This window comes from Paenibacillus sp. FSL H8-0283, assembly GCF_045040675.1.
GTDB classification, from domain to species: Bacteria; Bacillota; Bacilli; order Paenibacillales; family Paenibacillaceae; genus Paenibacillus; species Paenibacillus amylolyticus.
Window position 1 is genome coordinate 3,180,278 of sequence record NZ_CP150295.1, and the last position, 13,462, is coordinate 3,193,739.

General features: G+C 43.3%; 11 protein-coding genes. 10 read left to right on the forward strand and 1 reads right to left on the reverse strand.

What is annotated here, in order from left to right:
• Positions 1-125: 125 nt before the first annotated feature.
• Entirely contained in the window at positions 126-509 is a 384-nt protein-coding gene (locus MHI52_RS14335; RefSeq protein ID WP_405159265.1) for a hypothetical protein, read from the forward strand.
• 157 nt (positions 510-666) lie between these two features.
• On the opposite strand, the gene MHI52_RS14340 is transcribed toward MHI52_RS14335, so the two are convergent.
• Positions 667-2,172 carry an MFS transporter gene (locus MHI52_RS14340; RefSeq protein ID WP_405159266.1) on the reverse strand — a complete coding sequence of 502 codons (1,506 nt, stop codon included), beginning with the start codon at positions 2,170-2,172 and terminating at the stop codon, positions 667-669.
• 139 nt (positions 2,173-2,311) lie between these two features.
• Between MHI52_RS14340 and MHI52_RS14345 the strand changes: the two genes are divergently transcribed.
• From MHI52_RS14345 to MHI52_RS14385, 9 genes are all read left to right on the forward strand, one after another.
• Positions 2,312-3,151, forward strand: coding sequence for a MerR family transcriptional regulator (locus MHI52_RS14345; RefSeq protein ID WP_405159267.1), 840 nt, complete (start codon positions 2,312-2,314; stop codon positions 3,149-3,151).
• Positions 3,152-3,542: 391 nt separating this feature from the next.
• Positions 3,543-5,021, forward strand: a complete 1,479-nt coding sequence (gene abc-f, locus MHI52_RS14350; RefSeq protein WP_076249424.1) for a ribosomal protection-like ABC-F family protein — start codon at positions 3,543-3,545, stop codon at positions 5,019-5,021.
• A gap of 206 nt (positions 5,022-5,227) precedes the next feature.
• A complete protein-coding gene (locus tag MHI52_RS14355) occupies positions 5,228-5,794 on the forward strand; it encodes a TetR/AcrR family transcriptional regulator (RefSeq protein ID WP_405159268.1) in 567 nt (188 codons plus the stop codon).
• 243 nt (positions 5,795-6,037) lie between these two features.
• Positions 6,038-6,556, forward strand: a complete 519-nt coding sequence (locus MHI52_RS14360) for an RNA polymerase sigma factor (RefSeq protein WP_101314039.1) — start codon at positions 6,038-6,040, stop codon at positions 6,554-6,556.
• A complete protein-coding gene (locus MHI52_RS14365) occupies positions 6,540-8,153 on the forward strand; it encodes an RNA polymerase subunit sigma (RefSeq protein ID WP_101314040.1) in 1,614 nt (537 codons plus the stop codon). The genes MHI52_RS14360 and MHI52_RS14365 overlap by 17 nt, the downstream gene beginning before the upstream one ends.
• A 345-nt stretch (positions 8,154-8,498) precedes the next feature.
• Positions 8,499-9,653 (forward strand): glycosyltransferase family 2 protein, encoded by a 1,155-nt coding sequence (locus tag MHI52_RS14370; RefSeq protein WP_076249421.1) that lies wholly within the window; start codon positions 8,499-8,501, stop codon positions 9,651-9,653.
• Between the two features lie 37 nt (positions 9,654-9,690).
• Positions 9,691-10,998, forward strand: a complete 1,308-nt coding sequence (locus tag MHI52_RS14375; RefSeq protein ID WP_036670800.1) for an aminotransferase class III-fold pyridoxal phosphate-dependent enzyme — start codon at positions 9,691-9,693, stop codon at positions 10,996-10,998.
• Between the two features lie 42 nt (positions 10,999-11,040).
• Positions 11,041-12,072 (forward strand): zinc-binding dehydrogenase, encoded by a 1,032-nt coding sequence (locus MHI52_RS14380; protein ID WP_036608226.1) that lies wholly within the window; start codon positions 11,041-11,043, stop codon positions 12,070-12,072.
• Between the two features lie 92 nt (positions 12,073-12,164).
• A complete protein-coding gene (locus tag MHI52_RS14385; protein WP_083657105.1) occupies positions 12,165-13,409 on the forward strand; it encodes an MFS transporter in 1,245 nt (414 codons plus the stop codon).
• Positions 13,410-13,462 lie beyond the last annotated feature (53 nt).

Sequence of the window (13,462 nt, forward strand, 5' to 3'; positions counted from 1 at the left end):
AGCATGAAGCCGCCCTTAAGGCGGCTTTTTTGACTTTGAGGTTTTCCGATTCAGAGAGAATAGGCAGGAAAAAGAGATCTAAACAAGAAGTAGTTAACATAAGTTTCAACTAAAAGGAGGTTATCATGACCGTCACATTAATTATTATTGTTGCTATTATTGTCTTTGGGCTTATAACAGGCACAATCACTACGATTATGGCATTTAAACTGTTACGTAACAATAAAGAGAAATATTACCTTCGCAAGAGCATTCTGATGGACGGAATTCCAACAGAAGCAATAATTCATGATATTGTACAGACATCATCCAGTATGGATGGAAGGCCTGGCGTGCGATTGGATCTGACTGTAACCCAAGTTGACGGCCGCACCTTCCCAACAATTGTAGAGACTTATATTCCAATCACACATATTCCCCATTTTCAGAAAGGAAATGTCATTAACGTAAGATACATTGCGATGGGGAATGAACGAAAAGTTGAGGTAGAGGATGCTTACCTTCCGTGAGGTGCCACATGGTGGTAAGCTTCGGTTATCAGGCATATCAAAAACCATTACCTGAAACAACTCAGGTAATGGTTTTTGACGTTAATTTAATTGAGTTAATCCTCTTCTTTTGACATATTTCGTATATACCTCGCTTTGTTTCATGAAGTGAATTTCATTACGTTTTAACGCTGTGCTTTGGGGCTCGTTTCAACCGCACAGCAACCCAACTCATAATCAGAGCAGCAATGAACAGAAATACGGTCACACCTGCAATGACAACAAAGAAGGATTGGTCAAATGCAGCAAAGGCGGCATTTTTGAGCGATTCAGCAGACGCAACAGGCAAGCTTTCGGCAGCAATAAGCGCTTCATCCAGACTGTCCTTCGCATTGGCTGGCACACTAATCCCCGCAGGAATCTTCATAGCGAGTGTGTAGAAAAGGGTCGACATGCTTCCGATGATTGCAATACCGGATGCTCCGCCCAGCTCATAACCCACTTCCTCAATGGAAGCGGCCATACCCGCTTTGTGTGGTGGGGCATAACTCATAATGGAATGTGATGCAGCGGTCATGCCTGATCCAAGACCTGCACCAAGCAGTGCCAAACCGAGAATCTGCCCAGTGAACCCAGCATTGAAATACATCAGATACGTACCCATGCCAAGGGCAGAGATGAAGAGAGTGAAGCTTTTGATATATACAACATCCACACGGTGCATAATGGCCCCCGTAACAGGTCCGGCGATGAGTGCTGCAACAGGTATGGATACGGTGAATAGTCCAGCCTGAAGAGGTGACATGCCTTCCACCAGCTGAAGCCGCTGAGTGACCATATATTGCACACCCATTTGTGCAAACAAGCCAACCAGTGCGGTAATAAAGCCGGTGCTGAATCTTGGGATTTTGAATAAGGACAGATCCAGCAGCGGATTGGGACTGTTATTCTGACGGCGAATAAAGATGATCAGGGACAGAACACCGATCACAGCAGCTATGATAGCGAGTGTCAGAGATCCTTCGCGTCTTGTGAATTCCTTAATGGAATAGATAATTCCGACCATGGCAATCATGATCTGAATGGAACTGGTGAAATCCCACTTTTTCGACGCATCCCCTTGATGTTTAGGGATTATTTTCAAGGCGAATACAAACGCGATAATGGCTATGGGCAGGTTAATCAGAAACACAGAACCCCACCAGAAGTGTTGAAGAAGCAGTCCACCAACAATCGGTCCCAATCCAGCACCACCTGATGCAATGGAACCCCAGATGCCGATTGCCAGTGCGAGTTCTCGCTCATTCGTAAACGTAACTCTGATAATCGACAATGTCGCTGGCATCATCATGGAGGCACCTACGGCTAGAAGAATTCTGCTCATGACCAGCATAGCCGGTACTGGAGAAAAGGCAGCAGCAAGAGAAGCAGCAGAAAAGACGAGCAAGCCCAGGGTGAATATTTTTTTATGACCAAGACGGTCCCCGAGTGTTCCCATTGCAGGAAGAAGACCCGCCATGACAAGGGAGTAACCGTTCAGAATCCATAATTTCTCCGAAGCAGATGCACCGAGATCATAGGTCAAGCTGGGTAGGGCTGTGTACAAGATGGTCATATCCATCACAATGAGTAATAGTGCACTTGAGACAATAACAAGAATCATCCAACGTTTGAATTTAGACATGTTTCCCTCCGACGATATGAATAACTTACAATTCAAGACTAAACTATCGGGTAACCCTATAGTCAAACTTTTCTTTACACACTATAATGCATTTATATTGATAAAACTTAGACTACATATGTACATGGAGGGCCCATAGATGGCTGGACATCACGCACAACATTTTACCACCAGTGAATTTGCCAAGATCTGCGGAGTGACCAAACATACCTTGTTTCATTATGACGAGATTGGGCTGTTAAAGCCTGAATATACCAATGCCAAGGGCTACCGCTATTATGGTATGCAACAAACGTATGTGCTGGATGTCATACATGTGCTGAAGAAGGCAGGAAGCTCACTCCAAGAGATTAAGTCGTTTATTCAAAATCAGAATACACCATTGTTAATTGAGCTGTTTGAACAGAAATTAAAGGCACTTGAGTTGGAGCAACAACGAATCAAACGTATGCAAAAGCTGCTAAGTGGTGCCATTGAAATGACGAAACAAGCCACGGATGCTTCTCCTGAAGGGCTACATATCGAACAATGTGAGCTGGAGTATTTTATTGCTGTACAACTGGAGCAAGGGGATGGGGATAAGGAATTCTTCCGTAAGTTCATTGAATACAGGACCCATTGTGATGAACAGATGATCGACTATGAGTTTCCGGTATGGACGATCTTAACTCAGGAGCACTATGAGGCAGGAGAATACTATCCGGATTACTTTGGCAACAAAATAAAAGCTCCCATTCCAGGGGAAACGATATGGATTAAGCCAAAAGGGATGTATGCCGTCATGAATCATCGAGGTTCATACGAAAGCATGCCGGAGACGTATTCCCTCATGAAAGAGGAGATAGAAAAAGAGGGACTGCAAGTCTGTGGACATGTGTATGCACTGGACCTGCTCACTTATTTTGCAGAAAGTAATCCCGATGAGTACATCATCAAAATTTACGTAGAGGTGTGTAAGGCTGATAATACGGTGGATTGAAGGAGGAAGCGGAAAGACGCGGAGGAAGTGATTGAGGTTGCCGTGTCTTGACCCATGTCGTATTCCATGTTAAGTTTTCTGTATTAAATTTTGAACTTTCAAAGGGGGGATAGAGTCATGACTGAATTAGAGGTTGTGGATGTTTATGTGGACCTGTCAACAAACATGAACAGTGGCATGGTTCACAATATGACTAATCAGAATCCGACACTTTGTCCTCCTATGCATAGATCTACTTGGCGCTGAGTGGTTTATCGCCAGGTTTCTTTATTGTATAAGCGAATCTAAATTCTGATTATGTTCAAATATTAAAGTGAGGGAATCCATGCCATGTTCTATGGTGAAATCCCGTCAGTTTACTTTTATATTTCACATAAAAAGGATGATATGCATGTCTTTAATCAACGTTACCAACCTGACCTTTGCTTATGAAGGCAGTTACGATAATATATTTGAAAATGTTAGTTTTCAGTTGGACTCCGATTGGAAATTGGGTTTTACCGGAAGGAACGGCAGAGGCAAAACGACTTTCCTCAATCTGTTGCTTGGCAAATATGAATACAGCGGACATATCTCTGCGAATGTTAGCTTTGAATACTTTCCTTTCCAGGTAGAAAATAAGGGAGCCATGACCGTTGATGTCATCGGCGAGATTCATTCTGAATATCTACACTGGCAAGTTGTGCGCGAGTTTAACCTGTTGAAAGTGTCAGAAGATGTGTTGTATCGGCCTTTTGATACGTTATCCAACGGAGAACAAACAAAGGTGATGCTGGCTGCTTTGTTCCTGAAGGATAATCGATTTCTGCTCATTGATGAACCTACCAATCATCTTGATCTTCATGCAAGACAAATCGTCAGTAATTATCTTGGCAGCAAGAGTGGATTTATTTTGGTATCTCACGATCGGGCGTTTCTGGATCACAGCGTGGACCATATCCTTTCCATCAATAAGAGTAACATCGAGATTCAGAAAGGCAATTTCTCCGCTTGGTGGGAAAATAAAAGAAGGCAAGATCAGTTTGAACTTGCGAGTAATGAGAAATTAATAAAGGATATCAAGCGTTTATCCGATTCAGCCAAACGGACCGGTGGATGGTCGCATGAAGTTGAAAAAACCAAAAATGGTACGAGAAATTCCGGTTCCAAGGTGGATAAAGGATATATTGGGCACAAGGCTGCCAAAATGATGAAACGTTCCAAAAATATCGAACAAAGGCAGCAATCTGCGATTCAAGAGAAATCCAAACTTCTCAAAAACATCGAGAGTGCAGAACGTTTACAGATTCATCAGCTGGATTTTCACAAGCAGGAACTTGTTGAATTGGAACATGTGTCGATATCATACGGCTCCAATACGGTGTGTAAGAATGTCAGTATCACGGTTGAAAACGGGGGTCGTATTGCCCTGTACGGTAAAAATGGATCTGGCAAATCAAGCATTCTTAAACTGATCTGTGGTGAAGATATCCCTTATACAGGTCTTTTCCGAAAGGATCATCAGCTTAAAATCTCGTATGTGTCGCAGGACACGTCCGATCTCGGAGGGCATTTATCTGAGTATGCGGCCACACAGGGGATTGATGAAAGCCTGTTTAAATCGATACTTCGAAAGTTGGATTTTTCCAGACTGCAATTGGAGAAAGATATCTCAACGTTTAGCGCAGGTCAAAAAAAGAAAGTGCTCATTGCTAAAAGTCTTAGTGAGAAAGCTCATCTGCATATTTGGGATGAACCACTCAACTTTGTAGATGTCATTTCACGTATGCAGATCGAAGATTTACTCTTGGAATACTCGCCAACCCTGCTTTTTGTAGAGCATGATCGTGAATTTTGTACAAATATTGCAACGAGAATCATCGAACTGTAAGTAACGTATGAGATAAAAGATGACCATGCTAAGAGCCGCCAAATGGCGGCTTTTAAGCTTTATATTTACAGTACATATATAAGGTGACTTGTTACGTTCAAAATGCGATATCGTGAGAATATATGCTATAATTTTATAATCTCATCCAATCATTTGATGGATGACTAGATCAATTGTAGACTAATTCGCCAAGAGGTGTAATACCAATGAAAAAGGAAATGACAACAATCAAACAAACCAGGCTCCATTCCATTTTGGACGAGGCCACCAAGTTGCTGATTGAAAAACCGAATGCTTCCATGAATGAAATTGCAGAATCTGCAAAAATCGGGATTGCTACGTTACATCGATACGTGGAAAGCCGTGAACAGCTCATGGTATATCTCGGATTACGCGCGATAGAGGTGGTCAGTGAGACCATGAGAGAAATCCAACTGGATGAGGAGCACTGTGAAAAGTACATACCTGAGCTGATCGAGGCGCTGATTCCATTAGGCGACAAAATTTATTTTCTGGCTCATGACACCACCATTAACTATAATCCCGAGATTGAGGGAGCAGATCTGAAACTGAGAGAACCTGTATTACACGCGGTCGGTCTGTTACAACAGAAAGGTTATTTCCGCTCCGATCTCGATAAAACCTGGATTGTCGATGTGTTGTATTCCATCATGTTCCTGACGTGGCAGCAGGTTGTAAGTGGTCATATCGCGAGAAAAGCAGCCCCTGCGCTTGTGGTGGATACGTTTTATCATGGATTTAAGCAGAGATGAAAATAGGGGTGAGATTAACTCAACAGCATCAGCTCGTTACTCGATGACCAAATGATTTCATAAAGTCGCTAATTTAGCGGCTTTTTTTGCTTGTTTACATGTATATAGACCTGTTCAAGCAGAGACATTGAACTAATCTATTCTAGGTATCCGAGAACTTAGCAAAACCAACTATAAACAAAATGAACGATTACATAACATTATTTGTCTTATTAATGAGAACACGGCAAAGGGGGGGATAGAATGACTGACAGAGAAATTTTTGAATTGTACAAAGAGCAAGTTTATTACTTCTGTTATTATCTGATGAAGAATCAAGCAGATGCCGAGGACATTTGCCAAGAAGTATTTGTCAAAGTTATTTTGGCTGACAGAACTAAGGTAAGGAATATGAAATCATGGATATTGCGAATTGCTTCAAATGAGTGTCATAACGTTATGAGAAGACGGAAATCTGGATGGTTGAAAGAAATGCGGCATTATTTGTTGTCCAAATCCCAGAGTTATAACCCTGTGGAAGAGGGTGTGTACCATAGGGAAACAAAAGAAGAGCTACGAGGATTATATAGTGGGCTTCCTGACAAGATTAGGATGGTTGTTGTCCTTCGATTTATCAATGATTTGACTGTACCTGAGATATCTAAAGTTATGAACATACCTGAAGGGACTGCAAAATCCAGATTAAACAAAGGGTTAAAACTTCTCAATAAAATGGTTGAACCTCAACTAAAGGAGATGAGTAATAATGAATCAGTATTCTAATAAGGAAAAAAACATATCTCCTCCGGATTATGACTTGATGTGGACAACCATTGAAAAAGAAGCACATAAACGACGAGTCAATCTGAATTCTTCACAAAAGCCTGCTGGATATCGAGCTAAAGCAATTCCTATAAGCATCATTTTTACTTTTTTCTTACTTGTTGCTATTCCTGTATTCGCCAGTATGACGATTGATTGGGATCGAATCGGAGGCCGGGGCGTTGCAAGCGCAATAAATAATGGTATCGGTCAGCAATATGATCTTCAGTCCGCTAGTTCAGGTGTGACAATGAATTTAAGCGGTGTTGTAACAGATGGAGAAAAAATGAAAATGCTCATATCTCTGGACACATCAATCGATCTTTCTCCATATAGTGAATTTGCGACTGAGGAAAATACTATAATAGGAGAATCCGATGCGAGAGCGAACGTATATGGTTATTTGGGGCACGATCCTGATAGTCAGAAACTCATTGGGATCTATGAAACAGCTGATACTTTAAAAGGTGGTACCAAAGAGTTTACATTCGAAGCAAAGAATCTTATCCTTTATCGGGATAGGGATATTTTTCTGAAATCTAATCAACATACTGGAGAATCAATGGTTACTGGTGTTTCACAGTTTCCGGCGATTCATATTGAATCGGTTAGACATGCAGATAATCAAACGGTCATCCGTTATAAAGTCGAGGTAGCAGCATCAGATTTGGAAAGCGTCAAACCTCACTTGAGAGTTCATACCGGGTCCCAGGTTGTAGATGCTATTCCGACCATCTTGCCTAACGAAGAAAAAGGATTGTTGATTGAACAGGTATTTGATATATCGGAAGCGGATTGGGCGAATGCGAACCTTCATTTCAATTATGTTGAAGCAGCAAAACGATTGACAGGTACTTGGAAATTCGATTTTGTCGCAAATGGGAAAAAAGCAAGTGAGGCGATATATACGAAAAAACTGTATACCAATCCTGAATTCCAAGCAAAAACCGGTGTTACTTTAGATCAACTTGTGATTACTCCATTGAATCTTCAGATTTTAATTGATGAAGAAGGTTCATATACAGAAGGTATTGTTCAATATAAATCGATTCAGATGATTATAGATGATAAAACAATCACAGGGGTGCAAGCCACGAAAGGGGGGCGTTCTGAAAATAATCAGCAATTGTTTGATTTTGAATCTCCTGAGTGGTATCAAAACTGGTCTGATGTTCCAATGAAACTCATCTTAAAAGATGCCATTGTTCAGAAACGAGATACAACTAAAAACTGGATTCATTTAAATGAACCCAAGAAACAAAAGCAATACACCAAACTCACTGTCGATGGACTTGAAATACAATTTTCTTATTATAGGGATGGGGAGAAATTAATTGTAGAGTCATATTCCAAAACGCCTAGTTTCAGAGGTATTAACCAAACAATGCTTCGGATCAATGGCAAAGAAGTCTTTCCTGAAATTAACCCCCAAGGGATGACACCTGCAAAAATTCATATAGATACCTACAAAGATATTCCATTTGATGGACATATTGAACTGAATCCGGGCATCTATAAATACAGCGATCCGGACAAAAATGTAGAGATTCAACTGTAGATAAAGTAATTCATAATTTGAGCTTGATGAACAATATAACACCTTCAGAGAGAATCCGTTACATGAGGAACGGAGACTCTTTGAGGGTGTTTTTTTGCGTTCACAAAAGCGTTTCTCAGTGCGCAAGCTGCAAAAACTTGATTTTCTCACATATTCAAATATTAACAGAGTTCAGAATTTAAGATTTTCAGTTTACAAAAAATGATATAAATTTCTAGTAGATTCAAATCATTACCAAATAAAGACAAAATATTCAAGTGAGGGGGCCGGACAGAAACACCAGCAATTGTGCAGTTCGAATCAGCTTATGTACTCATTCCATCAACCCAAATCAGGAGGGATTCCATGCTTTACACCATTATTGTGCCAGTCAACCAGGACTATAACATTTTGAACCTGTTCACAGATTCGCTACTCCGGACGGTAAGCCCATCCACTCAGATTATTTTCATCAACGATGGTTCCGGCTCAGCAGTCTTTCAACATCTGGATAAACTGAAGCAAGAAGTAAGAGAAGGTGTGACCATCGAGATTCTTCAGCATGATTTTCCACTCGGTTGCGCCGTGTCGATTAATAGCGCACTGAGCCTAGCCAAGGGAGAGTACATTTTCTTCCTGGATTCTGACACCATTCTTCAACCGAACTGGCAACCGATGATGAAAGAGACACTGGATAGCGATATTACAATCGGCATGATTGGAGGGGTTCTGTTGTATCCGCAAACAGGAGGCGTGCAGCATTGCGGCATTGCTTTTGCGGACACCATCGGCCGACACCTGTTCCTGAACGCATCTCCTGATGATATCCCAAAAGAAACCTTCTCTGTTCAACTGGTGGTGTTTGCCATGTTTGGCATGAAGCGGGAGGTGTATGAGACGATCGGCAACCTCGATGAGAAGTTCTTTAACGGATACGAGGACTTTGATTATCAGATGCGGGCACGAGCAGCCGGATACGATACAGTCATTAATCCGAATATTCAAGCATATCACTGGGAACGCAGCAGCGGCATTCACCGCAACTTCAACCGGAAGAACAATCTGGCACGATTCTGGAAAAAGTGGGGCGGTCAAATCGAGGCTGATGTGTGGCCATTCGTTTTCAGTCATCTGAAAGCACAACTGGAAAGCCAAGAGGAATACCAGCATCTGCCGATTGTCGGGATTGACCTTGCCGAGGTTCGAAGTGATGCCGATACATTCTGGAACAAGCTGGAGGAAGCCGAATTTGCAAATGTAGCCGAAGTACGGGACTATTCAAACCGCTTTAATTCCAACGGGGCCATCTGGCTGCCACAGGTACTGGGCAAGGAATTGATTCATAGTGAGAACCGGTTACTGTTTTTGGTGGACAATTTCGCCCGTTTGCTGGAGAACCGCTACTGGATTGAGATGAGACATGCTCATCGAGCCAAGGATCTGATCATCGATCTGTATGGCAATGTGATCACAATGGATCGCATATACGATGGATGCTGGCCTGGAACCAAAGTTCGGTAATACACTCACAACGAAAATAAACAGGGAGGTACTTAAGGTGAAAGAAAAAGAGAGCACGCTCGATCGTGCCGTACGGTTTACCCGTAATCTGGAGTGGTTGGAACAAGTCGAGAAGGTAATTCCGAGCGGATGCAGCACTTTAGCCAAAGCACCTGAACGTTTATTTCCGGGCCATACACCCGTATGTTGTGCAGAGGCTTATAACTCCCGATTTACAGATATCGACGGAAATGAATGGCTGGATTGCGAAATGGCCATGGGTACGGCGCCATGGGGCCATGCCAGACATGAAGTCCAATTAACCGTCATTCACCAGTTGAAAAAAGGGACAAGCTTTTCTTTACCTGCCGACATCGAGCTTGAATGTGCCGAGTTGATTCTGGAGCGGTTCGAGGGGCGTTATCCATCGCTGCGCTTCACCAAGAGTGGTGCCGATGCAGTGAGCGGGGCCGTGCGTCTGGCCCGTGCCGCTAGTGGCAAAAGCAAGGTTATTGCGACAGCTTATCATGGGTGGCACGACTGGTCTGCCTACGGTTATTATGGTGGCCAGACAAAAGAACGTGGCATACCGGTGGATATCGAGCGTTCAACGATCTGGGTTAACAAGCCTACTACGGAGCGAATTGAGGCTCAGATTACCGCGTCTCCCGAGGATATCGCATGTATTGTTCTATGCCCCAACGAGTGGAAAAAGGACGCGCTGGAGCAAGCCGTAAACCTATGTCGGTCTCTGGACATCATTATCATATTCGATGAGGTAACTTCCGGTATTCGAATGGGCAAGCAGGCTACAGCAGGAGAATATGACATCTGGCCTGATCTGCTCTGTATCTCTAAAGGTATGGCCAACGGTTTACCGCTCGCAGCGGTTATGGGGCCTGAGCACTTGATGTCTTTGTCAGGACAGGTCAGATTCAGTAATGCCCATTCCAGTGAAACGACAGCGCTCGCAGCAGCCATTGCCTGTGAACGATTAATGAAAAATGCGAAAGTATGGCCGACTTGGCGTGATCCGGCAACCCGGATCATGGATCGTCTGGAATCTGAACTTGTATTACTCGGATTGACGGATCAATTGGAAGTGAGAGGGACGTATGCAAGCTTCTGCATTCAATCCCTGGCTGAAGATAACTTCCAGACAGACCCTTTCCGCGAGTTCATGGTGAAGAGAATGGCTCACTTCGGCATTTTCACCAAGGGTTACTTTATTTTCTCTGATGCCCATACACGGGAAGAATTGCTGTGGGTCGAGGAAGCGCTGTTACAGATCCTGTCAGACTGGAAAGAGATTCAGAAGCAGGAACATCTTCATGCGATGCAACTTTCGAAAACGTTTGAAGCTTAATCCATAGATCATAATCGACAATCTACTAGGAGGAATTATTCAATGAAAGCACTCGTATATCAGGATCTCAAACAGGTGACTTACCAGGAGATTGAGGAGCCAACCATTCAAAAGCCAAACCAGGTAAAAATTAAAATCTATGGTTCCGGCATCTGCGGGACAGATCTGAATATTGTCAAAGGCAAAGTGCCGGCGAATAAAGGAACGATCATTGGTCATGAAGGCGTAGGCACAGTGGTTGAGGTGGGCGACGACGTTCGTGGTTTCAAGATCGGTGATCGGGTATTGGTTGATCCCACGCAATCTTGCGGTACCTGCTCATACTGCCGTGAGGGTCTGTTCATCTACTGCGAGAATTTTGATGACTATCAAGTAGGGATGACGACACACGGAACCTTTGCTGAATATTTTGTTGGGGACGAAAAGTATATCTATGCCATTCCGGATTCCATGAGTTGGGAAACGGCCATGATGATCGAACCACTGGGATGTGTACTTCAGACGTTCATGAAAGCAGGGACTAAGCCAAGTGACTCCGTACTGGTCCTCGGTTCTGGTGCAATCGGTTCCCTGTGTCAGCTTGTTAGCAAACGATTGGCAAGGCTTACTGTAGGTACGGAAGTTGATCCATACCGCAAAGAGTTCGCTTCAGGAATCGCGGATCATGTGTTTTATCCTCAGGATCTGACACTGGATAAAGTATACGAGATCAATAATAACAAAAAGTTTGATATTGTAGTGGACGCGGTTGGTAACCAACTTCATGTAGGGTTTGAGTTGATTGCCAAAGGCGGCAAAATTATTCCTATGGGATATGACGACAGCTATGAGGTGACGTTCAAATCAACAGCCGTGATTAATGATGGTATTAGTATCATCGGTGCAGTTGCTAATCACTCGATGATCAGTACGGCACTGAAATTTGCCCAAAGCATCCCGGAACTGGAACAGATGGTGACAGCCAAGGAACTGCTGAGTGATTATGAACAGGCCTTTAATGGAACGATTGGTTATGACATGCATACTGGAGAGAAGTTGCCGATGAATTCGGTCAAAACAGCTCTTATCCTATAAGAGGTACGATAAGCATGTAGACATTAGCGGGTTTGCCGCTGCGAGAAGTTTGAATTCGCAGCGGTGAGAACCGCAGAAGGAAGGGATATCGATTGAAATTGCTTCAAGATTTGCCGAAGAATCCACGCTACTCCATTTTACTCGAACCGGTATGGGCCATTCCGGGCACGATCGTTCTCTTTTACGCTCCTTTATATATGAAGGAAGCCGGACTTTCGGACATAGAAATCGGTTTAATCAATTCGGTGAATCTTTATTTTGCCTTTATCTTTCAATTGTTTGCGGGTTCCATTACGAATAAGCTGGGCCGGAAACGAACAACACTGATTTTTGATCTGCTTGCCTGGAGTGTTCCCATGTTCATCTGGGCCTTCTCCCAGAACTTCTGGCTGTTCCTGATCGCTTATTTACTGAATGCAACATCCAAGTTTGTAACGGTCGCCTTTAACTGTCTGATCATAGAGGATGTGGAGGAACACAAACGATCGAAGGTGTTTGCCATTCTCAACATGATTATTACAGGGGCAGGTGTACTCACGCCTATTGCCGGGGTGGTCATTGCTGATTATGGTATTGTGCCTACACTCGCCAGCATTTACTTTGTCGGAGGCATCCTCATGACCGCCATGTTTTTCATTCGTAACCGATACACGGATGAGACCGAGGTCGGCAAGGAACTTATGGGATTGCATAGTAAAACCCGCGTGCTTCAGAGCTTGGGTTCCAGTCTGCGCCTGTTTGGAAAATCGTTCTACAAACGGAGACTTTTTCCGATTATTCTGATCACGGTGTTGTCCAATCTGATTTTACAGCTGAATTTCTTCCAGGTCATTTTCTTCAAGGAACAGTTGAAATTTGATGACCGTGTTATTTCGTTTATCCCAGTAGTGACTGCGGTAACCGTCATGCTGCTCTATCTGGTCATCATTCCGCGATTGAAAAGGCGTTCGGAAGAAAAGTATGTTGGTTTTTCCATCGTGCTTAGCACGGCCGGAGCCATTCTGTTTCTGTTGATCCCTGTGGGGAATATAGGGATGTTGTTTCTCACGCTAATCGTGCTCGCTGCGGGTAACTTCATTTTGCAGACGTACCGGGATTCCCTGCTGATGAACCGATTGGGTACGCATGAGAAAGCCGATATGTTCTCGGCCGTGCAGACCGTCATGACGCTTACAGCCATTCCATCCGGTTACCTGACGGGCCTGCTCTACCATCACAATCCAACACTGTTATTCAGCGTCATTCTTGGTCTATATGTTGTACTCATGGTCATTATGTTTTTCCTGCCAGATCCACAAAAGCACTCCCAAGTGCTGGAGACTTACAAAAATATGTAGAAAAAGGTGTTTACTGTATCTGGAGCGAATATGTAGTACAGAAAAAAATAGAA